Annotated in this window: 28 protein-coding genes, 1 tRNA gene and 1 other annotated feature; of the genes, 22 read left to right on the top strand and 7 right to left on the bottom strand. The window is 45.9% G+C overall.

Annotated elements, in window-relative coordinates; all coding sequences use genetic code 11:
* The first annotated feature begins 155 nt into the window (after window positions 1-155).
* From NLX78_RS08120 to NLX78_RS08080, 9 genes are all read left to right on the top strand, one after another.
* On the top strand, window positions 156-500 hold the full coding sequence (locus NLX78_RS08120; protein ID WP_172828260.1) for a YlmC/YmxH family sporulation protein: 345 nt from the start codon (window positions 156-158) through the stop codon (window positions 498-500).
* Window positions 501-582: 82 nt separating this feature from the next.
* The gene (pgeF, locus tag NLX78_RS08115) at window positions 583-1,467 is read left to right on the top strand and encodes a peptidoglycan editing factor PgeF (protein WP_254350112.1); all 885 of its coding nucleotides are present in this window, start codon (window positions 583-585) and stop codon (window positions 1,465-1,467) included.
* 8 nt (window positions 1,468-1,475) lie between these two features.
* Entirely contained in the window at window positions 1,476-2,177 is a 702-nt protein-coding gene (locus NLX78_RS08110) for a YggS family pyridoxal phosphate-dependent enzyme (protein ID WP_254350111.1), read from the top strand.
* Complete coding sequence (locus tag NLX78_RS08105; RefSeq protein WP_013311078.1) at window positions 2,168-2,620, top strand: cell division protein SepF; 453 nt, start codon at window positions 2,168-2,170, stop codon at window positions 2,618-2,620. The genes NLX78_RS08110 and NLX78_RS08105 overlap by 10 nt, the downstream gene beginning before the upstream one ends.
* A gap of 7 nt (window positions 2,621-2,627) precedes the next feature.
* The gene (locus NLX78_RS08100) at window positions 2,628-2,885 is read left to right on the top strand and encodes a YggT family protein (protein WP_023989436.1); all 258 of its coding nucleotides are present in this window, start codon (window positions 2,628-2,630) and stop codon (window positions 2,883-2,885) included.
* A gap of 8 nt (window positions 2,886-2,893) precedes the next feature.
* Window positions 2,894-3,676 (top strand): YlmH family RNA-binding protein, encoded by a 783-nt coding sequence (locus tag NLX78_RS08095; protein WP_069289980.1) that lies wholly within the window; start codon window positions 2,894-2,896, stop codon window positions 3,674-3,676.
* A 172-nt stretch (window positions 3,677-3,848) separates the two neighbouring features.
* On the top strand, window positions 3,849-4,358 hold the full coding sequence (locus NLX78_RS08090) for a DivIVA domain-containing protein (protein WP_023989434.1): 510 nt from the start codon (window positions 3,849-3,851) through the stop codon (window positions 4,356-4,358).
* Between the two features lie 162 nt (window positions 4,359-4,520).
* Window positions 4,521-4,800: a binding site (T-box leader), on the top strand.
* A 79-nt stretch (window positions 4,801-4,879) separates the two neighbouring features.
* Complete coding sequence (gene ileS / locus NLX78_RS08085) at window positions 4,880-7,969, top strand: isoleucine--tRNA ligase (protein ID WP_254350110.1); 3,090 nt, start codon at window positions 4,880-4,882, stop codon at window positions 7,967-7,969.
* A gap of 140 nt (window positions 7,970-8,109) precedes the next feature.
* On the top strand, window positions 8,110-8,502 hold the full coding sequence (locus tag NLX78_RS08080) for a DUF5665 domain-containing protein (RefSeq protein WP_250268823.1): 393 nt from the start codon (window positions 8,110-8,112) through the stop codon (window positions 8,500-8,502).
* A gap of 22 nt (window positions 8,503-8,524) precedes the next feature.
* On the opposite strand, the gene NLX78_RS08075 is transcribed toward NLX78_RS08080, so the two are convergent.
* On the bottom strand, window positions 8,525-9,259 hold the full coding sequence (locus NLX78_RS08075) for a TraR/DksA C4-type zinc finger protein (protein WP_069289977.1): 735 nt from the start codon (window positions 9,257-9,259) through the stop codon (window positions 8,525-8,527).
* A gap of 235 nt (window positions 9,260-9,494) precedes the next feature.
* On the opposite strand from NLX78_RS08075, the gene lspA reads away from it, so the two are divergent.
* The 11 genes from lspA to NLX78_RS08020 all read left to right on the top strand — a co-directional run bounded on the left by lspA (window position 9,495) and on the right by NLX78_RS08020 (window position 20,746).
* Window positions 9,495-9,986, top strand: coding sequence for a signal peptidase II (gene lspA / locus NLX78_RS08070; RefSeq protein WP_254350109.1), 492 nt, complete (start codon window positions 9,495-9,497; stop codon window positions 9,984-9,986).
* Window position 9,987: 1 nt separating this feature from the next.
* Window positions 9,988-10,959 carry an RluA family pseudouridine synthase gene (locus tag NLX78_RS08065; RefSeq protein ID WP_069289976.1) on the top strand — a complete coding sequence of 324 codons (972 nt, stop codon included), beginning with the start codon at window positions 9,988-9,990 and terminating at the stop codon, window positions 10,957-10,959.
* A 504-nt stretch (window positions 10,960-11,463) separates the two neighbouring features.
* Window positions 11,464-12,030 carry a bifunctional pyr operon transcriptional regulator/uracil phosphoribosyltransferase PyrR gene (gene pyrR / locus NLX78_RS08060; RefSeq protein WP_023989428.1) on the top strand — a complete coding sequence of 189 codons (567 nt, stop codon included), beginning with the start codon at window positions 11,464-11,466 and terminating at the stop codon, window positions 12,028-12,030.
* Window positions 12,027-12,941 carry an aspartate carbamoyltransferase catalytic subunit gene (locus tag NLX78_RS08055; RefSeq protein WP_069289975.1) on the top strand — a complete coding sequence of 305 codons (915 nt, stop codon included), beginning with the start codon at window positions 12,027-12,029 and terminating at the stop codon, window positions 12,939-12,941. The genes pyrR and NLX78_RS08055 overlap by 4 nt, the downstream gene beginning before the upstream one ends.
* 58 nt (window positions 12,942-12,999) lie before the next feature.
* Window positions 13,000-14,322: a dihydroorotase gene (locus NLX78_RS08050; RefSeq protein WP_254350108.1), complete on the top strand. Its 1,323-nt coding sequence runs from the start codon at window positions 13,000-13,002 to the stop codon at window positions 14,320-14,322.
* A gap of 61 nt (window positions 14,323-14,383) precedes the next feature.
* Window positions 14,384-15,520, top strand: a complete 1,137-nt coding sequence (gene carA / locus NLX78_RS08045) for a glutamine-hydrolyzing carbamoyl-phosphate synthase small subunit (protein ID WP_025718621.1) — start codon at window positions 14,384-14,386, stop codon at window positions 15,518-15,520.
* Window position 15,521: 1 nt separating this feature from the next.
* Entirely contained in the window at window positions 15,522-18,737 is a 3,216-nt protein-coding gene (gene carB / locus NLX78_RS08040; protein WP_254350107.1) for a carbamoyl-phosphate synthase large subunit, read from the top strand.
* Window positions 18,738-18,804: 67 nt separating this feature from the next.
* Window positions 18,805-19,599, top strand: a complete 795-nt coding sequence (gene pyrF, locus NLX78_RS08035; RefSeq protein WP_302057303.1) for an orotidine-5'-phosphate decarboxylase — start codon at window positions 18,805-18,807, stop codon at window positions 19,597-19,599.
* Window positions 19,596-20,237 (top strand): orotate phosphoribosyltransferase, encoded by a 642-nt coding sequence (pyrE, locus tag NLX78_RS08030; RefSeq protein ID WP_254350106.1) that lies wholly within the window; start codon window positions 19,596-19,598, stop codon window positions 20,235-20,237. Before pyrF ends, pyrE begins: the two co-directional genes overlap by 4 nt.
* A gap of 146 nt (window positions 20,238-20,383) precedes the next feature.
* Window positions 20,384-20,548 (top strand): hypothetical protein, encoded by a 165-nt coding sequence (locus NLX78_RS08025; RefSeq protein WP_014282411.1) that lies wholly within the window; start codon window positions 20,384-20,386, stop codon window positions 20,546-20,548.
* A gap of 124 nt (window positions 20,549-20,672) precedes the next feature.
* Window positions 20,673-20,746 (top strand) — tRNA-Ile (locus tag NLX78_RS08020).
* 122 nt (window positions 20,747-20,868) lie between these two features.
* Here NLX78_RS08020 and NLX78_RS08015 read toward each other — a convergent pair.
* From NLX78_RS08015 to NLX78_RS07990, 6 genes are all read right to left on the bottom strand, one after another.
* Complete coding sequence (locus NLX78_RS08015; RefSeq protein ID WP_254350105.1) at window positions 20,869-21,264, bottom strand: (deoxy)nucleoside triphosphate pyrophosphohydrolase; 396 nt, start codon at window positions 21,262-21,264, stop codon at window positions 20,869-20,871.
* Between the two features lie 43 nt (window positions 21,265-21,307).
* Window positions 21,308-22,234, bottom strand: coding sequence for an HNH endonuclease (locus NLX78_RS08010; RefSeq protein ID WP_254350104.1), 927 nt, complete (start codon window positions 22,232-22,234; stop codon window positions 21,308-21,310).
* Window positions 22,235-22,341: 107 nt separating this feature from the next.
* Window positions 22,342-23,490, bottom strand: a complete 1,149-nt coding sequence (locus tag NLX78_RS08005) for a site-specific integrase (protein ID WP_254350103.1) — start codon at window positions 23,488-23,490, stop codon at window positions 22,342-22,344.
* 47 nt (window positions 23,491-23,537) lie between these two features.
* Window positions 23,538-24,110: an ImmA/IrrE family metallo-endopeptidase gene (locus NLX78_RS08000; protein ID WP_254350102.1), complete on the bottom strand. Its 573-nt coding sequence runs from the start codon at window positions 24,108-24,110 to the stop codon at window positions 23,538-23,540.
* A gap of 84 nt (window positions 24,111-24,194) precedes the next feature.
* Window positions 24,195-24,509, bottom strand: a complete 315-nt coding sequence (locus NLX78_RS07995; RefSeq protein WP_254350101.1) for a hypothetical protein — start codon at window positions 24,507-24,509, stop codon at window positions 24,195-24,197.
* Between the two features lie 51 nt (window positions 24,510-24,560).
* Entirely contained in the window at window positions 24,561-24,899 is a 339-nt protein-coding gene (locus NLX78_RS07990; protein WP_013372054.1) for a helix-turn-helix domain-containing protein, read from the bottom strand.
* A gap of 149 nt (window positions 24,900-25,048) precedes the next feature.
* Here NLX78_RS07990 and NLX78_RS07985 point away from each other — a divergent pair, with 149 nt between their 5' ends.
* Both NLX78_RS07985 and NLX78_RS07980 read left to right on the top strand, forming a co-directional pair.
* Complete coding sequence (locus NLX78_RS07985; RefSeq protein WP_013372053.1) at window positions 25,049-25,285, top strand: helix-turn-helix transcriptional regulator; 237 nt, start codon at window positions 25,049-25,051, stop codon at window positions 25,283-25,285.
* A gap of 83 nt (window positions 25,286-25,368) precedes the next feature.
* On the top strand, window positions 25,369-25,662 hold the full coding sequence (locus tag NLX78_RS07980; RefSeq protein WP_254350100.1) for a hypothetical protein: 294 nt from the start codon (window positions 25,369-25,371) through the stop codon (window positions 25,660-25,662).
* Window positions 25,663-25,882 lie beyond the last annotated feature (220 nt).

Here is a 25,882-nt window from a genome sequence, read left to right as displayed (position 1 = left end):
TTATATAACATTAACGCGGTGTCGTCTTAAATAAAATGAACATAAAAAAAGCTGTCGAGACTTTCTCGACAGCCTGACGATCCTACTCGGATCGTTTTTGCGTTTACAGGACATTTTTTGGGCTCTTCCGCTCATATAGTGAAATAAAGGATGTGATGCGTGTGAGTGCACCGGAAACGTCAGTAAGAGCAATGAAAATTTCCGAGTTTCAAACCAAGGATGTCATTAACATTGTAGATGGACGACGCCTGGGACAAATCAGTGATTTGGAGATCGACGTGCGGCAGGGGAAAATTGAAGCCATTGTGGTTCCAGGCAGCAGCCGTTTTATGGGCTGGTTTGGAGGCGGAAGCGAGTTGGTCATTCCGTGGCGCAACATTGTGAAAATTGGTTCGGATGTTGTGCTTGTACGACTGGAAGGATTGCAAGAGCCGCCGGGTGAAGGGGAAGAAAAGTTGTATATCGAACGTCAAGAGCGGAGTGACCGAAGGGGCTTCTGAACTTGCAGATCTACGTATTTTAGTGTGTTGTGAAGACACGGCGGCGGCTTTTTGGTACACTGGGCAGTAGAGGTGAGAATGAATGGAACCATTTGTAGTGAATACCGAGGCTACGGGGGCTACGTCAATGCAAGATGGCGGACGTCCCGTACCGGAGTTGTTATATATTCAATCTTGGGAGCGACAGGTTCAGGGATTAACAGCGGGTTTTACAGGTCGTCATGGCGGTGTCAGTGAGGTGCCCTACGCTAGTCTGAACTGTGCGTTTCATGTAGGGGATGACCCCGAGAAAGTCATTCGTAATCGGCAGCTCATTGCTGAGCAGCTTGGTTTTGCTGCTGAAGCATGGACGTGCGGTGAGCAGGTTCATGGTAATCATGTTGTTGTCGTCAAGGCTGCTGATCGTGGGCGGGGCTTTAGGGATCGTACATCCGCTTTTCAGGACACAGATGGACTTTTGACGAATGTACCTGGCATTTTGCTGACGTCCTTTTATGCAGACTGTGTACCATTATATTTTTGTGATCCAGTGCGCCGTGTGATTGGGTTGGCGCATGCAGGCTGGAAGGGAACCGTTGCGGAAATTGCATTGAAAATGGTACAGATCATGCAGAACGAATATGGATCTCAGCCGTCCGATCTGCTAGCAGCTATCGGTCCTTCTATTGGTTCTGAATCCTATGAGGTGGATGAGCACGTGATGAGCCAAATTCGGGTTTTGGAGCATGATTGCCCGGGTAATGATAAATGGGAAGGTTCTGTTTACTTCCCCTTAACCGACGGAAAAACACTACTTGACTTGAAACAATGCAATCGACACATTATGATGAAAGCAGGAATATTGCCGAGCTATATCGAATGTACTACCTTATGCACGAGTAGCCGTAGCGATTTGTTTTTTTCATATCGCAAAGAAGGCGGCGTCACAGGAAGAATGGCGAGTTGGATTGGTCTGGAAGAGAGGTGAGTCCTCCCGTGTCTTTGGAGGAACGAATTAAAGAAGTGAATGCCCGTGTAGAAGCGGCATGTGCCCGAAGCGGACGTTCGCGTGATGAAGTTAATGTGATCGCTGTCACGAAATATGTTTCGGCGGCGACAATGACATCTGTATTGGATAGCAACTTGGAGCATGTGGGCGAAAATCGCTGGCAGGATGCTGCGGATAAATGGAGCAAGTTGGGTGACCGGGGAACATGGCATTTTATTGGTCATCTCCAAACGAATAAGGTTAAAGATGTGATTGGAAAATTTAAATTTATACATTCGCTTGACCGCTTATCGCTCGCTCAGGAATTGGACAAGAAGGCAGCCGCTCTGGGACTGCGAGTCAAAGCTTTTGTGCAAGTCAATATTTCTGGGGAAATGTCCAAATATGGCTTGTCCTCTGAGGCGGTTGTTCCCTTTTTGGAACAAATTCGTGAGTTGGAGCATGTGGACGTGATTGGCTTGATGACGATGGCTCCTCATGAAGAAGACCCGGAAAAAACTCGGCCTGTGTTTCGGGGATTGCGTGAATTACGGGATACGTTAAATGGACAAGCCTTGACCAGAGAACCCATCGTTCACTTGTCAATGGGGATGTCCAATGATTTTGAAGTGGCAGTTGAAGAGGGAGCGACCTGGCTGCGGCTTGGTTCCGTACTGGTCGGACGAGAGGAGGATTTCCATTGGGCGTAATGAATAAGTTCATGAACTTTCTGGGGCTTCAGGAAGAAGAGGAAGTTATAGAGCGAGAGGTTATGAATACGCCGGAAGATCAAGAAATTGAAACCCCAAGCTTTGATAAACGTAAGAACCAGAAGGGCACTAATGTTGTCAGCATCCATTCACAGAAAAATGTGAAAGTTGTCCTGTATGAGCCGCGTTCTTATGATGAAGCACAGGAAATTGCCGACCATATCCGTTCCCATCGCACCGTCGTAGTTAATTTGCAACGAATTCGCAAGGATCAGGCGCTGCGCATTATTGATTTTTTGAGTGGTACTGTGTATGCACTGGGTGGTGGTATTTCCAAGGTCGGGAATAATATTTTTCTGTGTACACCAGATACGGTTGAGATTCAAGGCTCTATTACAGAAATACTGGCTGACACTGAACAAGAACTTAACAGAATGAGGTGAACTTTTCTTGATCGAGGTAATTTACTGGCTATTTCAGATTTATTCGTACATGATCATTGCATATGTTCTGCTGTCTTGGCTTCCTAATGCCAGAGAGAGTGTAATTGGTGATTTACTTGCCAAGTTTGTGGAGCCGTATTTGTCTCCTTTTCGCAGGTTTATACCGCCAATCTTCGGGATGATTGATATTTCACCCATCGTTGCGCTGATTGCTCTGCGTTTTGCGTCGTACGGTTTGATTTCTTTAATTGGTAATTTCGTCTAGGAGGAGTTATGCGAACTGAGATTTATGAGCATTTTCACCCGGATGAACGGGACTATGTGGATCGCGCTTCCGAATGGATCAGTCATGCGGGAGCTTATCATGAGCAGAAGCTGACTGATTTTTTGGACCCGCGCCAACAGTACATATTGGAGACACTTGCTTCGAAGGAAGACAAGGTCACGATTAGGGTAGATGGCGGATACATGGCTTCGGAACGAAAGCGGGCGCTTATTGCGCCCGATTATTCGTATTTGGACGGTGAGGAGATGGGGATTCAGGTCCTTTCCATCACATCTGACGATCATAAAATAGGTACCCTTGAGCACGGTGATTATCTAGGTGCCCTACTGGGGCTTGGAATCAAACGTGGGAAAATCGGGGACATTCATGTACTGGATGATGGGTGCCATGTATTGGTAGCTTCAGAGATTGGTGATTTTATGACGATGCATTTACAGCAGGTACATCGTGTTCATGTATGGACAGAACTGTTGCCTGTAGCGAGTCTGCGAACGAAGGAAGTTGCATTAGATGCGCTAGATCTGACGGTCGCTTCTTTGCGCCTGGACGGTATTGCCAGCGACGTGTACAAGTTAAGCCGAAGTAAAATATTAACACCGATCCGGGCGGGGCGGTGCCGGGTAAATTGGAAGGTGGAGGAGAATCCATCCACTCCACTTAAAGCGGGGGACGTTATTTCCATGCAGGGTTTTGGGCGTTTCAAAGTGCTTGAAACAGACGGGATGACAAAAAAGGGAAGATTCCGTGTCAAAATTGGTAAGTTTGTATAGCTGTAGGCAGGAATCACGAGCTTTCTGTCGAAAGAATTAAGCTATAGCGAAGAACTGGAACGATTTTGCTCTGTACAGTATTCACAAAACGGGGTATGATGACCGATAGATGATAGTGAGCGTCGTGACGCGGAAAATGTATTTTTTGTCAATCTTATAGGAGGTGGACGGCATGCCATTAACGCCATTGGATATACATAACAAGGAATTTGCCCGCCGGCTTCGCGGTTATGATGAGGATCAGGTTAATGAATTTTTGGATCAGGTGATCAAAGATTACGAGGGCGTTATTCGTGAAAATAAAGAACTCAGCACCGAGTTGTTGAACGTACAGGAGAAGCTCGATCATTTCGCGACGATTGAGGACACGCTGAGTAAGACGATTATCGTAGCGCAGGAAGCGGCAGATGAAGTTCGTAACAACGCCAAGAAAGAATCCCAACTGATCGTGAAGGAAGCGGAAAAAAATGCGGACCGTATTGTGAACGAAGCATTGTCCAAATCCCGCAAGATCGCGTTGGAGGTTGAAGAACTGAAGAAGCAGGCATCGATTTACCGAGCACGGTTTCGTACACTGGTGGAAGCACAGCTTGACTTGTTAAGCCAAGACGGCTGGGAAGCACTTGAAAACCGGGAACGCGAAGTACTGGAGCGCGAGCGTGAGATGAAAGAAATTTACTAATTTCATTTCTGACAAGCTTTTATTAGGCTTTGTTAGGGTTGACTTTTATCTTTAAACAGGCTATAACTGTAAATACTATACTGAATTCAATGATTATCCGTCTGTAGGCTGATGATTGTTATTCAAGGCAACGATGTTGCTGATTTCGATGAATTTAACATGTTTAATTCGTTGATGGGAACGAGTACGTCATGATTTGTCCCTCAGAGAGTTGGCCTTCCGGTGCAAGCCAACGTTCAGAACATGACCGAAGATCCTCCCGGAGAAGTGAGCTGAAGCGCTTAAGATTTATGGCGTGTGTAAGCAATCACCGTTTGCCATGCGTTATAATGGCGCCCTGCTGTAGTTGAGTGGGGCTCAGAGAGCCGTGATGAGACTGTATTTTTAATGGTCTGTTTTTACGGAATCAGGGTGGTAACGCGAGCACAGTCTCGTCCCTTTACAGGGATGGGGCTTTTTTTGTTGCTTTTTTTAGGAAATGCTAGAGAAATCAATGATGAGCAGAGAGGGAGTATGACAGTATGAACAGAGTGGATGTTAAAGAAAAAGCACGGTCTCGTGACCTACGCATCCTGAGCAAATGGAAGCAGGAGGACACATTCCGTAAATCCATCACAAATCGTGAAGGAAAGCCAAATTTTGTGTTTTATGAAGGCCCACCAACAGCTAACGGTAAACCGCATATCGGTCACGTGCTGGGCCGTGTAATTAAGGATTTCGTCGGTCGCTATCAGACAATGAAGGGATACCGCGTCGTACGTAAGGCAGGCTGGGACACGCATGGCTTGCCGGTAGAATTGGGTGTACAAAAGCAGCTGGGAATCTCCCACAAACCTGAAATTGAAGAATACGGTGTTGAAAAGTTTATTAAAAAATGTAAGGCGAGCGTGTTTGAGTATGAGCAACAATGGCGTGATTTAACCGAAGCAATCGGATATTGGACAGACCTCGATAACCCGTACATTACATTGGATAATAACTATATCGAGAGTGTATGGAACATTTTGGCGACGATTCATGAAAAAGATCTGCTGTATCGTGGTCATCGTGTGAGTCCATATTGCCCGGATTGTCAAACGACGCTAAGTTCTCATGAAGTAGCGCAGGGCTACAAAGATGTGAAGGATCTGAGCGCCACGGCTAAATTCAAGCTGCATAGCAGTGGTGAATATGTACTGGCTTGGACGACAACGCCTTGGACCTTGCCGAGTCACGTGGCGCTCGCCGTCAACCCTGAACTGGAATATGCACGTGTGAAGCAGGAAGACGGTGTATACATCGTTGCTAAAAATCTGGTTGAGGACGTAATTAAAGGCGATCATGAAGTGATTGGCACGCTATCCGGTTCAGAACTGGTTGGCCAAACGTATACCCCGCCATTTACGTATTTTCAGGTTGAGAAGGGTAATCAGATTCTGGGTGCGAAGTTCGTAACAGACTCCAGCGGTACAGGTATCGTTCATATGGCTCCGGCGCATGGTGAGGATGATTACCGGGTATGCCGTGAAAATGGTGTTGAATTTATCAACGTGGTGGATCTTCAAGGTAACTATGTAGAGGAAATCACTGATTTTGCAGGCCGTTTTGTTAAAGACTGTGATGTAGATATTGTTAAAATGCTGTCCGAAAAAGGCTTGCTGTACAGCAAGGAAAAATACGAGCATAGCTATCCGTTCTGCTGGCGCTGCGACACTCCATTATTGTACTATGCTATGGACAGCTGGTTTATCAAAACAACTGCGATCAAGGATCAATTGATTGCCAACAACAGCGAAGTCGAATGGTACCCGGGGCATATACGTGAAGGACGTTTTGGCAAGTTTTTGGAGGAACTGGTGGATTGGAACATCAGTCGCGATCGCTATTGGGGTACACCACTAAACATCTGGGTTTGTGAGGAAACTGGAGAACAGTTCGCTCCACATAGTATTGCTGAATTGAGGGAACGTGCGATTGGCGATGTACCAGCGGACATTGAGCTGCACAAACCATATGTAGATGATATTAAGGTTCGTAGTCAATGCGGTAAGTACGAAATGACTCGTACACCGGAAGTAATCGACGTATGGTTCGATAGTGGCTCCATGCCGTTTGCACAGCATCATTATCCTTTTGAAAATAATGAAACGTTCGAGCAGCAATTTCCGGCAGATATGATCTGTGAAGGAATTGACCAGACTCGTGGCTGGTTCTATAGCTTGCTTGCGGTTTCGACTATGCTGACTGGCAAAGCTCCTTATAAAGCTGTCATGGCGACAGGCCATGTACTGGATGAGCAAGGGCAGAAAATGTCTAAATCCAAGGGCAATGTTATTGATCCGTGGGAAGTGATTGACGAGTACGGTACAGATGCTTTCCGTTGGGCATTGCTGTCCGATAGTGCACCATGGAATAGCAAACGTTTCTCCAAAGGCATTGTAGGCGAGGCTAAATCGAAGCTGGTCGATACGCTTGTCAATACACACGCTTTTCTGACCTTGTATGCGGATATCGACGGATTTGATCCGGCACAGCATCCGTTCAAACCATCGGCTCATAAGTTGGATCGTTGGATTTTGTCCCGTCTGAACAGCCTCATTTTGGTAGTGGACAAAGCGCTGGCTGTAAATGACTTCCTGAACTCATCTAAAGCAATTGAATCGTTTGTGGATGAGCTGAGCAACTGGTATATCCGTCGTTCACGCGACCGATTCTGGGGCAATGGTCTTACAGAAGATAAGCTGGATGCATACCGTACACTGACCGAAGTGCTGTTAACGACTGCCAAACTGCTTGCGCCGTTTACACCACTGCTTGCAGAGGATATTTACCTCAACCTAAGCAACGGGGAAAGTGTTCATCTGGATGATTATCCGACTGCCAATGAATCCTTGATCGATCCGGAACTGGAACGAGATATGGAAACGGCACGCCGTGTCGTCGAATTGGCGCGTAACGTCCGCAACGAAACGGGTTTGAAAACGCGTCAACCGTTGTCCGAGTTGATTCTGTCCATGGATCAGGATTTTGAACTGAGTGGCTATGAGGAAATCATCAAAGATGAGATTAACGTGAAGCATATTCATGTGGAGACGGACGATAGCGGCTTTGTAGATTTTACACTGAAACTGAATTTGAAAGTAGCAGGCAAGAAATACGGCAAAAATGTCGGTTTTCTACAAAACTTTTTCAAGGGAATGTCTGCTGAGGATACCCGTTCTGTTGTAGAAAAAGGAGTGTTAAACGTCACTTCTCCAGAAGGTGAAGAACTGCAAGTTACGGCCGAAGAATTGCTGGTGGAGAAAAAAGCAAAAGAAGGCTTCGCTTCTGCTTCCGGTTATGGCTTAACGGTAGCGTTGAACACAGACATTACACCGGAGCTGGAGCAAGAGGGCTGGGTACGTGAAGTGGTTCGTGCGGTACAGGATTATCGTAAAAAACTGGATCTGCCGATTGAAAAGTATGTGGCGTTGACGTTGGATGTAGATAATGAGCTGCGTCTGGCCATCGAAAGCTTCGACTCTGTGTTGCGTGAGAACGTATTGGTTACTACTGTGACATTTGGTCAAGCCGAACCGGCAGAACATGTGGAAGTGAACGGTAAAACCATCGGCGTTCATATTGGGGAATAATTACAAGCCCCCTGTCCCATAATACAATAACAGGCAGCATATAAAAACGAGCCTAAGCATCGGAAACGGGTTTTCTCCGTTACGTGCTTCGGCTCGTTTGCTGCGTTCAGGGCAGCCATGGGAAAAGGGGGATTGTGCATATGACGGCACGATCAAGGCGTAGACAGGGAAGGAGTCTCCGAGGGGTAAACGGAGAAGGGGCTGCCATAGCCGCAGATAAAAGCAAAACAGGTAATCAGGCAGAGCAATTAAGTCGTGTTGAAAAGCTGATACGTGCTGTGTCAGAGCAGATGGAACGGACACGAATTGCAGATTACGCTTTGCTGCTGAATAAGCCTTGGCGATTACTCTGGCTAAATCTAATATCAGGCGTTTCCCGGGGAATCGGCATCGCGCTAGGTTTTACTTTTTTTGCCGCTACCATTATTTATGTGCTGCAAGTGCTCGGAGCGTTGAATTTGCCGATTATCGGTGATTATATCGCTGATATTGTACGGATCGTACAGCGACAATTGGAGCTTACCACCTATTAGGCAGCGATCTCCACTTTGAAGTTCACGATTCGTCTTCGTGCGTATCCGGCTCCAGTAGACCTTCGCCCTCGCCATCTTCGATATAACGCTGATAAATGGAGCTGCGAATAACAGATACATTTTGTCCATAAATGTCAGTAGCAATAAAGCTTTCGTATGGCTCAACGAAGCCCATATTATCATCGCCTGCTTCAATTTCCATATCATCATAACTGTGGATTTCTCCACTTTCAGCCATGGCTGGTGTGTTAGATGTACCCCAATTTTCGACGATCTGCCAAGCATCTTCACCGTCGAAGCCGTTTTGATCATCACGCTCATCCAGACTCGTTCTGCCGAACGAGGGAGCGAGAAATTCTTCCTCTACTGGGCGGCGGTTAGACACTTCTGTTTCGGGACTGTACTCTTTACAGTAAATGGTATAGGGAACAGCCAGTAGGCGCTCATAGGGAATGGGTTTACCGCTGGCGGCACAAATGCCATACGTCCCCTTTTCCATAGCCATCAGAGCTGATTCGATGCGTTCTAATTGGAATTCGTCGTGTTCCAGTAAGGAAATATCCTTGGCTCGCTCGTAGGTTTCGGTAGCCAGGTCTCCTGGGTGGTTATCAATAGGAGAAAGCTCGCCGGTTTGGTCGCGTTGGGAATCGCCGAGTCCGTAATGGTCGTTGTTTTGCAAACGATGCTCAATTTCTTTTTTGCGTTCCAGCAGTTCGTTACGCAAGCCCTGCAATTGTTGCTCCGTCAATGGGGACATGGAATCCTCTCCTTGTTCTAGGTTTACATGCGCATGCGTTGTGTCGAGTATGCTCCATGTAGTTTGCACCGGGAAGACCTCTTTTACATAGGAAATTCTAATCAAATGCGAAGGAGTTCATTTTATGAATGATCTGTACTTGAAGCTTGCGGGATTCGTGGACGATCTGAGAATGCTTATGCTACAATAAATGGGTTCAACAACGGATATAAGCGGATCGGAGTGACGAAGGACTGTGATTTATTTTGGTATTGCGCTAATTATTTTTTTGATTGATCAGGGAGTCAAATATTTGGTGGCTACGCGGATGGAATTGTACGAACAAATACCAGTCATCGGCAATTTCTTTTTAATCACCTCCCATCGAAATCGTGGAGCCGCTTTTGGGATTTTGGAAGGTCAACGTTGGCTTTTTATCGTGATTACAATTGTAGTGGTGATTGGTATCGTCTGGTACCTGCGAAAAACAGTCAAGGCTGGACAGAAGCTACTTCCTGTTGCGCTAAGTTTGGTGCTGGGGGGAGCAGTCGGTAACTTTTTGGATCGAGCTATTTCAGGGGAAGTAGTTGATTTTGCACAATTTAATTTTGGAAGCTATACGTTCCCCGTTTTTAATGTGGCAGATTCGGCAATTGTCATCGGTGTAGCACTGATTATTTTGGATACATTGCTGGAATCGCGTCGGGAAAAAGGAAATGGCAATGATAGCATTGAAGGGAAGTCATAGCATGAGCGAAGTGAATGAAAACGGCGAAGCCGCAGGTCTGTCTTATGAGGACGAACTGGAGGGTGAATCTCTGGAATGGACGGCCGATTCCGGGGATGCCAAAACGCGTATAGACAAATATATCGCCGAAGAAATGAAGGAAGTGTCTCGTTCTCAGATACAGCTGTGGATCGGAAACGGTCGCGTGCTGGTGAACGGTACGGCGATCAAGGCGAACTACAAGCTGGCTGAAGGAGATCGTATTGTATTATCGGTACCGGAGCCAGAAAGTGTAGATATTGTACCGGAAAATATTCCGTTGGATGTCGTTTACGAGGACTCGGACGTTATTGTTATTAACAAGCAACGTGGTCTGGTCGTGCATCCTGCACCGGGACACTCTTCGGGAACATTGGTTAACGCACTGATGTACCACTGTCACGATCTTTCCGGCATCAACGGGGAATTACGTCCTGGTATTGTTCACCGTATTGATAAGGATACATCAGGACTGCTGATGGCGGCTAAAAATGATCAGGCTCACGCATCACTTGCAGCACAGCTTAAGGACCATAGTGTGACTCGGAAATATATCGCCTTAGTTCACGGTCATTTGAGCCACGATCAGGGAACGGTAGATGCTCCGATTGGCCGCGATTCCGGTGATCGTAAATTGTTCACAGTGACGGAACGTAACAGCAAGCATGCAGTCACCCATTTTCTCGTCATTGAACGGTTGGGGGATTATACCCTGCTTGAACTTCAATTGGAAACAGGACGCACACACCAAATTCGTGTTCACATGAAATTTATTGGACACCCATTGGTTGGCGACCCTATGTATGGGCGCAGCAAAGGGGTTCGTATGGATGGTCAGGCGCTGCATGCGGCGGTACTGGGCTTTAAGCATCCATCCACTGGAGAGTACATGGAATTCAACAGACCGATCCCTCCTGATATGGAGGATGTGTTAGCGTCCCTGCGTAGTCGCTAAAACAATGACAATTTGCATTCCTATTCACAAACCTGAATAAATTATTAAGTTAAACCGCCTAAATGGCGGTTTTTTTATTGTGGGATAAGGTATGGGTAAAAACAACTATGGATAATTATACAATGAAGTTGTATAATTATTAGAGTGCTTCCGGTGGTTCCGGTTGAACTGGTGTTGACACACGATTTTCAATCTGTCATACTTCTTGTAGTTGCGATGAACTTTGTCCAAGAGATGGCTAACCATCTCACACTATGAGAAGCAGGACAAAGGAAATCCTGAATAGCACCTTTAAATCAGTCCCGTGAGGCTGGCAAGGTAACGTGAATGGATCACTGATCAGTGCATCCGCTGCGGCGGTATGTCTTCAGTGTGTCCGAGAGATCGGAGAACAGTAGAAGACTGTTCACACGAGACTCCTTGCCAAACTTGGGCAAGGAGTCTTTTTTGTATCCGAACACGGGACCAGGTCTGAAGGGAACATCACCTGAGGAGGCTGGAAGCATGAGTCATGAAACACATGTACTGATGGATGAAATTGCGATTCGTCGGGCATTGACACGGATTGCACATGAAATTTTGGAGAAAAACAAAGGTATTGACGATTGTGTGCTAGTAGGTATTCGAACACGCGGAGTTCATCTGGCGCAACGCCTGGCTGAAAAAATTGCTGAGATTGAAGGCGCACCAATTCCATGGGGAGAGCTGGATGTCACAGCCTACCGGGATGACCGGAGCAGCGTAGCTGAAGCTAAAGGAAATGGAAAAGAGCTTTTGATGAATCCTGCTGACGTATCGGTTCATGATAAGAAAGTCATTCTCTTTGACGATGTGCTGTACACAGGCCGCACCATCCGCGCGGCGATGGATGCATTGATGCACTGCGGACGACCGCAAATGATTCAGCTGGCAGTGCTAGCAGATCGCGGACACCGTGAGCTTCCGATTCGTCCGGATTACATCGGCAAGAACATCCCGACCTCCAAATCTGAGGAAATCGTAGTAGCCCTTCAAGAGACGGACGGTAAGGACGAAGTGACAATCATTCAGAACCGGGGGGAACAGCTATGATCACAACAGCCAGTCAACTTAAAGAACGTAGCCTGCTCGGGTTAAAGGAACTTAGCCGAAATGAAATCGAGTCCATTCTGGATCGTGCTCATTATTGGGAATATCAACCAGAAAAACTGGTTCCAGTACTGCAATCACGCTTTGCGGCCAACATGTTTTTTGAAAACAGCACTCGCACCCGCTTTTCTTTTGAGATGGCAGAGAAGCGGCTGGGCGCTCAGGTTTTGAACTTTTCCGCTGCGGCTTCCAGTGTGGAAAAAGGGGAGTCCATTTACGATACAGTACGTACGCTCGAATCCATGGGCATTGATGCAGGAGTCATCCGGTTAAAGCCAGCCGGGGTGCTGCAAGAGCTTGCTGAGAAGGTCAGTGTTCCACTGGTTAATGCAGGGGACGGCAACAATGAGCATCCGACACAGGCTCTGCTGGACCTGTACACCATGCGCAAAACTTTCGGTGAGCTTAAAGGCTTGAGAGTATCCATCATAGGAGACATTCTGCACAGCCGTGTCGCTCGCTCGAATCTGTGGGCCTTGCAAAAATTCGGAGCCAAGGTTAGCTTCTGCGCTCCTGATAATATGCAAGCACCTGATCTTGCGGCGTACGCGCCTTATGTTCCGATGCAAGAGGCACTACAGGCGGACGTGGTCATGATGCTTCGGGTACAGCTGGAACGGCATGCCGAAGGGATGTTGCGCTCAGCGGATGAGTACCGAGAGCAGTACGGTTTGACAGAGAAAAGAGCAGCGAACCTGAAGCCCGGAACAATTATCATGCATCCAGCTCCAGTGAATCGGAACGTGGAAATTGATAGTGCGGTTGTGGAAAGCGAACAATCACGAATTTTTCCACAAATGGCAAACGGGGTTCCGATCCGCATGGCGGTTATGGAACGGGCAATGAAGCTGTAGAAACTGTCAGTAGGATCGTAGGAAAAGTTGCAGAAAACTGAGCGGAGGAATATTTCAGATGAAACAATTAATTATGAATGCAAGCGTATTGAACGAGCAGGGCGAGGCTGAATTGAAATCCATCCTAATCGCCGACGGAAAGATTTTGGCTATCGCAAATGCGGATGCTGGAGTTAGCCTACTTGTAGAAGAAGGGGCATCTGGACAGGAGCGCGAAGTCGAAAAAATCGACGCCCAGGGCAAGCTGGTCATCCCCGGTTTAATCGACATGCATGTGCATCTGAGAGAACCTGGCTTTGAATATAAAGAAACAATTGAAACGGGCAGCCGTGCGGCGGTGAAAGGCGGATTTACGACGATTGCCTGCATGCCAAACACACGTCCAGTGACGGACAATGTTGACACAGTCCAGCTGGTATTGAAAAAGGGACAGGAAGCCGGGTTTGCCAAGGTTCTTCCTTACGCAGCCATTACGAAAAACGAACTGGGTCGTGAGCTGACAGATTTTGAAGCGCTCAAAGCAGCAGGTGCAATCGGCTTTACTGACGATGGTGTCGGGGTGCAAAGCGCGCAAATGATGAAGGACGCCATGGCGTGGGCCAAGGCACTAGATATGCCGGTTATTGCACACTGTGAAGATAACACGCTTGTTGAAGGAGCGGCTGTGACGGACGGCGAATTTGCCAAGCGCCACGGACTTAAAGGCATTCCGAACGAATCCGAAGCCATTCACGTCGGACGTGACATTTTGTTATCCGAGGCAACCGGGGCACACTATCATGTATGCCATGTCAGCACAGAGCAGTCAGTGCGGTTAATCCGCCACGCGAAATCTTTTGGTATCAAGGTAACGGCTGAGGTATGCCCACACCACTTGGTATTGTCAGATGAGGACATTCCTGGGCTGGATGCGAACTGGAAAATGAATCCTCCGCTACGCTCCCCACGTGATGTGCAGGCATGCATCGAGGGACTGGAAGACGGTACGATTGACATCGTCGTAACCGACCATGCAGCGCACAGTGAGGAAGAGAAGGCAAGAGGGATGGAGCTGGCGCCATTCGGGATCGTTGGATTTGAGACGGCCTTCCCGCTGTTGTACACGAAATTCGTAGCTACCGGACAGTGGACGCTGGACTTTCTGGTGCGTCGTATGACTGCTGATCCAGCGCGTGTCTTCCGCCTTGATACGGGACGCCTGGAAGAAGGAGCTCCAGCTGACCTGACCATGATTGATCTGGAGCAGGAGCAGGCAGTTGATCCGCAAACGTTTGCCAGCAAAGGACGCAACACTCCTTTTACAGGCTGGAAGCTCAAAGGCTGGCCTGTGAAAACTTGGGTAGACGGCAAACTGGTATGGTCTGCTGACGAAGCAAAATAAATAGAAACCACTAAAAAAATAGAACCTTATAGCAGGAAACAATATAGAGGAGTGAGACGGGATGCAGGCAAGATTGTTACTTCAGGACGGCACGCTGTTTACAGGCACATCATTTGGTGCGGAAGGTGATAAAACAGGCGAGGTCGTTTTCAACACAGGGATTACAGGCTATCAAGAGGTGCTGACTGATCCCTCTTACTGCGGACAAATCGTAACGATGACTTACCCGCTGATTGGCAACTATGGAATTACTCGTGATGACTTTGAATCGGTACGGCCTTATGTCCATGGCTTTGCTGTTAGACATTACGAGCCAGCGCCAAGTAACTGGCGTGCTCAATACAGCGTGGGCGATTTGCTGAAGGAATATGGCATCATTGGCATTAGCGACATCGACACCCGCATGCTTACCCGGATTATTCGCCATCACGGCACGATGAAGGGCATTTTGACGACTGGTTCCCAGCCGCTGGAAGAACTGAAAGAAATGATGTCTGACTTGACCATTGAAGAACTGCGCAATCAGGTTCCTATGACTTCCACACCTCATCCGTACAGCAGTCCTGGCAACGGAGAGCGGATCGTATTGATTGACTACGGTGCCAAAAGCGGCATTTTGCGCGAACTGAATAAACGGGACTGCGATGTAGTTGTCGTTCCACATGATACGACGGCTGAGGAAATTCGTCGCTTGGACCCAGACGGTATCCAGCTGTCTAACGGCCCTGGAGATCCAAAAGACGTACCCCATGCCGTTCGTACGGTAGCTGAACTGTTAGGGGAATATCCGATTTTCGGAATTTGCTTGGGACACCAGTTGTTCGCTTTAGCTTCGGGAGCGGATACGGAAAAGCTGAAATTCGGACATCGCGGTGGTAACCATCCGGTGAAAGAACTGGAGAGCGGACGCTGCTTTATCACATCACAAAATCACGGCTACACGGTGAATGAGGATTCGATCCAAGGTACTGAGCTTGAAGTGACGCATATTAATAACAACGATAAAACGATTGAAGGTCTTAAACATACCAAGTATCCCGCGTTTTCGGTGCAATATCATCCAGAGGCTGCACCAGGACCTTACGATAATGGCTACCTGTTTGACCGCTTTCTGGACATGATCCGTGAGCACAAAAGAAATCATCCAAAGCAACCGCGTCAGGCTGCTATCGCCGCCGCAGTGAGAGGAGAGCGCTAATATGCCGAAAAATACAGAACTTAAAAAAATACTTGTGATCGGTTCCGGTCCTATCGTCATTGGTCAGGCAGCAGAATTTGATTACGCTGGTACACAAGCTTGTCAAGCGCTCAAAGAAGAAGGCGTCGAGGTAGTACTGATCAACAGTAATCCGGCAACCATCATGACAGACACCAACATGGCAGACAAAGTATACATCGAGCCGATTACACTTGATTTTGTAACACAGATTATCCGTCAAGAGCGTCCAGATGGGCTGCTTCCTACGCTGGGAGGACAGACAGGTCTGAATATGGCAGTGGAACTGGCTCGCGCCGGAGTGCTGGAGCGTGAAAACGTCAAGCTACTGGGAACTCAACTGAATTCGATAGAAAAAGCCGAAGATCGTGATCTGTTCCGTGATTTGATGCGCGAGTTGGAACAACCTGTACCGGAGAGTGTAATTGTAACAACCTTGGAAGAATCGTTAGAATTTGCCAACGAAATCGGTTATCCAATTATCGTTCGCCCGGCTTATACGCTAGGGGGAACAGGCGGTGGTATCTGTTCCACAGAAGAAGAACTGCGTGAAACCGTCAGCTCTGGCTTAAGATACAGTCCAATCGGACAATGTTTGGTGGAAAAGAGTATCGCAGGTATGAAGGAAGTCGAATATGAGGTCATGCGTGACGGCAATGATAACTGCATCGTTGTCTGTAATATGGAGAACTTTGATCCAGTCGGCGTGCATACTGGCGACAGTATCGTCGTAGCTCCGAGTCAGACGCTGTCAGATCGCGAATACCAGATGCTGCGCTCCGCTTCTCTGAAAATTATCCGCGCCCTCAATATCGAAGGCGGCTGTAATGTACAGTTTGCGCTTGATCCGCACAGCTATCAATACTATGTAATTGAAGTAAACCCGCGCGTAAGTCGCTCCTCGGCACTGGCTTCCAAGGCAACCGGATATCCGATTGCTAAAATGGCTGCCAAAATCGCACTGGGCTACACGTTGGATGAAATTGTGAATCCGGTAACGGGACAAACGTATGCTTGCTTTGAGCCAACACTGGATTACATCGTGAGCAAAATACCACGCTGGCCATTTGACAAATTCATTTCTGCCAACCGCAAGCTGGGCACGCAAATGAAAGCAACGGGTGAAGTCATGGCCATCGGACGCACATTCGAAGAATCCATCCATAAAGCGGTACGGTCGTTGGAAATCGGTGTACACCGTCTGCATCTTAAGGGAGCCGAACAGCTGTCTGATGACGTGCTCCAGGATCGTCTGATTAAAGCAGATGATGAGCGGTTGTTCTTGGTAGCCGAGGCGTTCCGTCGCGGCTGGCAGCAGCAGGAGATTCAAGATTTGACGAAAATTGACTGGTGGTTCCTCGATAAGGTAGAGGGAATCGTCAAGTTCGAAGCCATCATCGCTGGAGAGTCTGAGCTGACCTACGAAACACTCTATCAGGCCAAACGTAAAGGTTTTACCGACCGCTCGATCGCCGAGATTCGCAGTATGGGCCAAAACGATAGTATGACAACCGAGCGTGAGGTGCGTGAATTCCGTCTAGCTCAAAACCTGCGTCCGGTCTACAAAATGGTAGATACGTGCGCAGCCGAGTTTGAAGCCACAACTCCGTATTACTACTCCTCTTACGAGGTGGAAAATGAAGTGATTCCATCTAGCAAAGAGAAAGTTATCGTACTCGGCTCTGGACCGATTCGGATCGGGCAAGGAATTGAATTTGATTACTCCACCGTACATGCGGTATGGGCTATTCAAAAAGCGGGCTACGAAGCAGTGATTATCAATAACAACCCGGAGACGGTATCTACGGACTTTAACACATCCGACCGCCTCTACTTTGAACCGCTCTTCTTCGAAGATGTCATGAATGTCATCGAGCAGGAAAAACCGATTGGGGTTATCGTCCAGTTCGGTGGTCAAACGGCCATTAATCTCGCAGCTCCGCTGAGTGCGGCAGGCGTGAATATTTTGGGTACGAGTCTGGAAAGTATCGATGAAGCGGAAGACCGGAAAAAGTTCGAGCAACTTTTGTCTCGTCTGGCTATCGCACAGCCTAAAGGCAACACGGTCACATCGGTAGATGAAGCAGTAGGAACCGCACAGGCGCTAGGCTATCCGGTCCTGGTACGGCCATCCTACGTCTTGGGCGGGCGCGCTATGGAAATCGTATACTCAGATACGGAATTGCTGCGGTACATGGAAGAAGCGGTTAAAATCAATCCAGAGCATCCGGTGCTCATCGACCGTTATATGCTGGGTAAAGAAGTTGAGGTCGACGCCATCTGCGACGGCGAGACAGTATTGGTACCAGGCATTATGGAGCATGTAGAACGGGCCGGGGTTCACTCAGGTGACTCTATCGCGGTGTATCCACCACAGCACTTGTCTGCCGAGTTGAAACAAAAAATTGTGGAAATTACAATCAGCATCGCTAAGGAATTGAAAACGATCGGTCTGGTAAATATCCAGTTTGTTATTCATCAAGACGAGGTGTACGTGATCGAGGTTAATCCTCGCTCCTCGCGGACAGTTCCTTTCTTGAGTAAAGTAACAAATATCCCGATGGCGAATCTGGCTACACAGGCTATTTTGGGCGGTAAGCTTAAAGATGCAGGTTATTCAGAAGGTCTATGGCCTGAAAGTAATTATGTCTCGGTTAAGGTTCCGGTATTCTCCTTTGCCAAACTACGCCGTGTAGAGCCGACGCTGGGCCCGGAAATGAAATCCACAGGTGAAGTTATGGGACGCGACATTCAGTATGCCAAAGCCCTGTACAAAGGACTTGTGGGGGCTGGTATGAAAATTCCATCCACTGGGGCGATCATCATTACAGTGGCGGATAAGGACAAGGAAGAAGCTGTCGAGTTGATGCAGGGCTTTTACAGACTGGGCTATAAAATTATTGCAACAGGTGGAACAGCGGCTGCTATGGAGCAAGCCAACATTCCAGTGAACACGATCAATAAGCTGAGCGAAGGGAACCCGAACATCCTGGATATGATCCGTACGGGTGAAGCCAACTTTGTCTTCAATACGCTGACCAAAGGCAAAACGCCAGAGCGTGATGGATTCCGTATCCGCCGCGAAGCAGTTGAGAATGGCATTGTCTGCATGACCTCACTGGATACAGTACGCGCTTTGCTAAGAATGCTGGAAACGATCAATTTCACATCCGAATCCATGCCAGTCCTGAGCAAATAATGCGTTACGAATAGATGTGAGGAAATAAGTAGCACAGGGAAGGACATTCATCAGCTTCGGCTGACGGATGTCCTTTATCACGGGCAAATGTACCCGAATTGACGTGAAAAGGGGATGTAGAACGGTGAATGGAGCATTTCAGCAGATGGCAGGACGGCTGATGGTTGCGTTAGATTATCCCAATGTACAACAGGCTGAGCAGTTAATTCGGCAGCTAGAGGGGATTCCCTGTTATATAAAAGTAGGTATGCAACTGTTTTATAGTGCAGGACCAGCTTTTGTAGAACAGCTAAAGTCCAGAGGATACTCCGTATTTCTGGATTTGAAAATGCATGATATCCCTAACACGGTGCAGGGAGGGGCAGAGAGCATTACCCGCCTAGGTGTGGATATGTTCAACGTACATGCTGCTGGGGGCGTTAATATGATGTCAGCTGCTAAAGCTGGTGCAGAAGCAGCTATTTCGGCAGACAGCTCGCTTTCCATGCCGCTCATTATTGCAGTCACACAGCTGACCAGCACGGATCAGACGACCATGAATAAGGAGTTAGGTATTCCTGGTACGGTACAGGATGCAGTGGTTCGTTACGCTCAACTGACCCGTGAGGCGGGACTGGATGGTGTGGTAGCTTCCCCTTTAGAAGTGCCTGCCATTCGTGCTGTATGTGGATCAGAATTTAAGACGATAACCCCTGGCATACGCCCGGCAGGTAGTGCTGCAGGCGATCAATCGCGTGTGCTTACACCTGGACAAGCCATTGATCAAGGCAGCAGCTACATTGTCGTTGGACGTCCTATCACCGCAGCAGCAGACCCACGCGCCGCAGCGGAACACATTATTGAGGAGATGATACAAGTATGACTACATTGAATAGTATACCCGAGCAAATTGCATCCCATCTGTTACGTATTCAGGCGGTGGCATTGCGCCCGCAGCAGCCTTTTACATGGACATCGGGCATTAAATCGCCAATTTACTGCGACAATCGCCTGACCATGTCCTACCCGGAGGTACGCGAGCTGATCGCAGACTCCTTTGCTGTCCTCATTCGTGAGCAATATCCCGAAACCGAAGTCATTGCAGGGACAGCTACAGCAGGGATTCCTCATGCGGCCTGGGTGGCGCAAAAGCTAAATCTGCCAATGGCCTATGTAAGGGACAAAGCCAAAGGACATGGGAAAGAGAACCAAATTGAAGGCCGCATCAGCCCAGGACAAAAGGTTATGGTCATCGAGGATCTCATTTCTACAGGAGGCAGCTCCATTAAAGCAGCACAGGCTGTAGCACAAGCAGGCGCTCAGCCGTTAGCGGTACTAGCCATTTTCAGCTACCAGCTAGACAAAGCGACTCAAGCTTTTGAAGAAGCAGGTGTGGAGCTGCAAAGCTTGTCCAATTATACAGCTCTGATGAATGTTGCCTTGCGTGAAGGAACCATTCAGGAAGAAGAGATGGAACTGCTGCGTTCTTGGCGTCAGGACCCGGCTTCCTTTGGCAAATAAGATGAGCTATAGGGGACAACAGAGCTAATGATTAGAACGATTCGTACTCGTTGCTAACCATTGTAGATTGTTATGGCTCAGGCCGTGTAAATCGAATTCGATCCGGTTACACTACTCCTACCATCATGTGAAAAGAGGGAGCTCGGATGTATTGGATTTACTATGGCAGACTGTACACGACTAAATTCCAGGCAGGATGTCTGGCAAAAAGGTTGGAGCACGACGGCTGGATGTATGGCTACAATGATCCCCGCGCAGTGGAGGTGTACCGCTCGCGCAAAGGTCGTTATGGTGTCCGATTTATTCCGTAAGTCCACAAAAATAATTTTATAAAAGAAAATTTTCGAAAGACTATTGACGAAACACAAGAAAATGTTGTATATTAATTAACGTTGCTGTTATGAATGTGTAACGTGAATATACAAATTTTTTTGAGGGCCCTTAGCTCAGTTGGTTAGAGCGGTCGGCTCATAACCGATTGGTCGGGGGTTCGAGTCCCTCAGGGCCCATTTCCTCAAAAACCCTTGCGTAGCAAGGGTTTTTTTGTTGTTTATAGAGGGCGAGAAAATGGAGGGAAGTAGCATTTATAAGGGGGCGATTATAATTTGCTAACGTATTTGCTAACATGAACTTATTTTCGAGGTTTATCGCCCTTACTAAGCTGTTTCACAAATGGTAAATCTGCAGGTAAGAAATCATATTGGAGTATTGTTTCTTTGTTGACCCAACGTAATTGATCATGATCTATTAATTGAATTTCACCAGATACCCATGTAGCCCAAAATGCAATTAATTTTATTGAACCATCACCGTATGAATAAACAGATTCTCCAAGCTGTTGACCAACTTTAATATCAATCCTAAGTTCTTCTTTGATCTCGCGTCTAACACATTCTTCAAGTGTTTCATTGGGTTCCAACTTTCCACCAGGGAATTCCCACTTGCCAGCGAGTTTGTTGTCGGGGCCCCGTCTGGTGATTAAAAATTCGCCATCATTGTGAATAATGGCCGCCGTAACTAGTTTCATCGCCAACACCTCTTATAAAATGTATTGTATAATACAGAACTTTTTATCGAACTTTAAAAATATGCTCACGATGGTATTTTACATAATGTTTATGGCCTTCCAGTAAAGGGATTTTCATTTGATCTTTCACATTCATTAATAACTTACTTAGATCGTCGAGATAAGGAGAGATAAGTAACGAACCATCATCATCAAAGCTGATATAACCTCTATCATACAAAGTATCATGAGATGGACAAAAGAGAAAACCATTATACTTGTCGAGCCGTTCCTTATTGTTAGATTCGCGCCAAGGTTTACTGTGACTCGCTCTTAGAAAATTAATGTTATCGAGTCCACATAGTTTGCATTTCTTATCCAGCTTGATTAGTTCCTGTTTAAACTTGTCTTGTCCAACACGAGTTTGTACTAATTGTTCCCTGATTGTTTCTTCAGGTATTCGAGAAATATCATTTTCTACATCACTGATAATTTCATCTTCACTTTTAGCGACTAATTCTAAATCAGCAACAGTAATCCCAACTTTTGTGAAAAGAAAATTAGCAAGTTCCTCAGTTATCTGAAATAAGTAGCCAGTATTACCTCTCCCGGCTAAATTATATGGGGCATACTTCTTACCTTGTAAAACAAGGATATCATTCATATAATTCTTATATTTAATTGGCGTCGAAATATCACTATACTCGGCATCAACAATCCAACCATCCTGTTCCCAATTATCAACCGATCCCAAAGAGTCCGGTTTCTTAGACTCTCGATAATCGTTTTTAGCAATGATGACTGAGTGCATACGTCCCTTATAACTACTGAATATGATGTCTCCTTTTTTGACTGTAGTCATCGAAGTCCAGTGATGAAAGGTTTTACCGTCCTTATTTTTCTTTGGTGCCCATAAAAAGCCGCCATCATGCTCTTCACGATAAGTCTTATTCTGAAAAACAAAAAAGTATCTCATTTCTCTGGTCCCCATTTATTATTTAGATATTGTTCTCTTCTTAATTCTGCAATATCATGTTAATTCCTTGGAATATGACGATATTCGACACTTTTTTGTAACGAGAGCTTTGATCTAAGATTTTAGTCCGGTTTTTTTTCCGCGAAATGATTTAATTCGGCTTCAATGCGATCTACAGCTTCATCTTGCATCGTAGGAAGTAGGTGAGAGTATCGCTCATTGAACATGGCAGGAGTCATCCCTAGCCTTTCAGCTGCTACTTTAGGGTTTATGCCTATACGTAAAAGAAAGGAAGCGTGTGTGTGTCGCAGGTCATGAAAGCGAATTTTCTTGACTCCAGCCTTACGAACTAACACGTCCATACCCTCGGTGATACGCTTCGGCTTTATATATCCTCCCCATGGATAGCAGCAAACAAGGTCGTTATCCTCATATGTTTCTCCATATTGCTTTTTGTGTTCTTTTATTTGCTCTTGTCTATGTCTTAGATCATCAATAATCAATTGGAACAATTTCACGCGGCGTATGGAATCATTTGTTTTGGGGCGCTGTATAACCAATCCATTACGTGTCCAATTGGCGGTTTGAATGACCCGCAATTCCTTTTGTTCAAAGTCAATATCGCTCCATCGCAATCCTAAAATTTCTCCACGTCGCATTCCCGTATAAACTGCAAGAGAAAATACAATAAAGTGAACATGATCACGAGAGAAGTCGAGAAATTGTGTGAATTCTTCAATAGTCCAAAACTGCATTTCCTTCTGTTCGTTTGCATTAACTTTATTACGCATCGACACTTTGCTCATTATGTCTTCGGAAAGCAATCCAGACTCTGAATATGCAAGTCGCAAGGCTCTTTTTAGCACACCATGAATATTTTTAACGTACTCTTTTGAGTAACTTTTACGTAAATCAGCGTAGAATGTTTTTATTATTCTGGGAGTCAAGCTTTGCAACCTGATTTTCCCCAAGACTGGTATAATTCTAGCTTCTATTATTGTTTTTTCTGTATCGAAAGACGTTGGTTTAAAATTGGGCTTAGCATGTGTTTCAAGATATTCTAGTAGATATTCTGTGACAGTTATTTTTGAATCATCAGTATAAGTACCTTTTTCAATCTCAGCTATTTTCAAGTGACAAGCTTTCCAAGCTTCTTTTTCGCTTTTAAAACCCCCTTTTGTTTTCTGTCGTCGTCCTCCTGTGAGTGGATCAGATGGAAGATCAATTATATAAGTCCACGTCTTTCCTCTTTGATAAACATGCCCTTTCATTGTGCGACCTCCGAATTATGTTTTAATTTAGTTACGCTTTGAATTTATTAATTGGGATTACCTCGTTTTGAGTTGAGTCTTTGAAATGCAACAGCAATTTGAATTTTGGATTTCAGAAGTTCTACATTCTCTCGTTGATAGTAGTAGTCATCATGAAGCCGAGAAACGATTTGCTCAACTCGATCTGCAGCGAGCTCTTGCGGTACATGAAATTCGTCTGCCAAAAGCCTTACATATACGTCTTTGGTCATTTCTAAGGGTACGGGCAGGAGATAGTGGGGCATGGAAGCAATTAGGCTAAAATGCCAAGCCTGTGTCTCTTGCAAGTCCACAAAAAGACCAGGGAGATTTCCTTGATCTCCTTCGTGCTGCACGATATGTGAGAGTTCGTGAAAAAAGTCAGATCGTTGTTTTGGAATAGAGTCACTATTGTTTAAGAAAATAACGCTACCTTCTTCGTTCCAAAAAGCATGAGGCTTACCTTCGTAATACACAATGTCTGCTCCCCATAAAGCTGCAATCTGATCAATATCCAATTCATGTGGATAGTTGATATTCAGTGTTTGGTATAAATCACATATCAATAGTTCATTTTCCGTAGGCCTGTAATATGGAATCATTTATCATCACCTATAAAATTGAGCACATATGTTCGATTTTTGTTTTAAAAGAAAAGCCTTTACAGGCTTTTGTTAAAAGATAAATTATTTAATTCTTCTTAGTTCAGCAATGTCTGCTTCTTGAGAAATAGATCGAACGGATAGGCGCTCAAGTATTTTCTGCTGTTCATACTGAATTTGAAGCATGGTTTGTTGATTGTCTTTTAGAGAGGCTACATCATTAGTCAGTGTATCTGCAGCTTCAGTCAGTTCCTCGACCTTGGAATTAGTTGTTCCTACAATTTGAATGATCTGTTGAAGATGCTGACCATGACTCTGTTGAACCGTTTCAAAATTACCTATGCGGTCATCCATTGTTTGTAATTTATCAAGAATTTGATTCAGGATCTGTTCACTCATAAAAGTTCCTCCGTATCATCCGTTTTTATAATGACCAGGGAGTGGCACTGATTATTCTTTTTGTTCTTTTTCACGTTGTTTACGTTTCATTTCCCGCCAAGCTTGGATCGCTGCATCAGCAACTTCTTTTTCTTCCTCAGTCCAATCTTTACCGCCATTCATATAAGCATGGCCTTCTGAAGGACCTTTAGATATCGAACGCCCCAAAAGGTAGTCCCCAGAAACCTCTAGTATATCAGCCAGTTTTGATAATGTCTGTGAATCAACATCTCTTTTTCCTGATTCATAATTACCATAAGCTTGACGAGTAATACCAAGCTTTGTGGCCATATCTTCATGTGTAAGTTTTTTCAAAATTCGCTCTTTTTTTAACCGATCCAAGCTGAGCATTCAATCACCTCTATAACAGGAGTATAAAGCAACTTTTTGTTGCGTAGTACCCAAGGAAACAAAAAGTTGCTTTTTCCTGTTGACAGAAACAAAATGTTGCTTATAATAAACAGTGTAAGGAAACGAAATGTTGCATAGGGGTGGTGAATATGACGAGAGAATGGCTGGTCAAACTTCGGAATGATGCTAATAAGACTCATGATGAAGTTGCAACAAAGGTTAAAATTAGTCGTCAATACTATGGAATGATTGAGTCGGGAATTAGAAATCCAAGTGTTGATCTTGCGAAAAAAATTGCTTCTTTTTTGGAATTTGAATGGACTCTTTTTTTTGCAGATAAAAGCAACGAAATGTTGCTCAATAAAATTACTAAGGAGGTGGGGTGATTCTTAACAGGATAATAGTCCATTTTGAGCTTCCTAAAGAAGGAATTATGCAATCAACTAATTATTTAAGGAGGTTCCTCGGTATGGCAAAAGCTTTGATGACTCCAACTACATTAGCAGAAGCACTCCGCTTGGCGGCTGATCTAGCAGAGAAAAATGAGGAGTTGGAGCGGCAACTTACAGAATTACGATTGAACCGAGAATATCCGGAAGTATTACGCCCAGCTCACATTATGAAACTCATGGGTTACAGCAAAGCAAAAGTAGCGGAGTTAACTAATCACCCGACGTTTCCACATCTGAATCGTGGAAGACGAAAAGGTGAAGCTGTTACTGTTCTTAAATCGGATTTTTACGAATGGCTGAAAGGCCATTGATAAAGCCATTATTTTGTCTGAATTATGCTTACATCTTGGTCAACTTTAACTGTGCTTCAAAGGGATGAAGCATCCGCAATATGGTACCAGTATGGCGGATTGAAGAATTCAACAGGGGGGAGTGAAGCTCTGATTACATATTACTCTGAGATACCAGGCCTGCCTATTCCAATCTGGAATAATTTACGGATTAGGGAAGGGGATGAATCCCAATATGAAA

This window comes from Paenibacillus sp. Lou8.1 (assembly GCF_024213565.1).
Lineage (GTDB): Bacteria > Bacillota > Bacilli > Paenibacillales > Paenibacillaceae > Paenibacillus > Paenibacillus polymyxa_B.
This window is presented reverse-complemented; position numbering and strand designations above follow the sequence as displayed.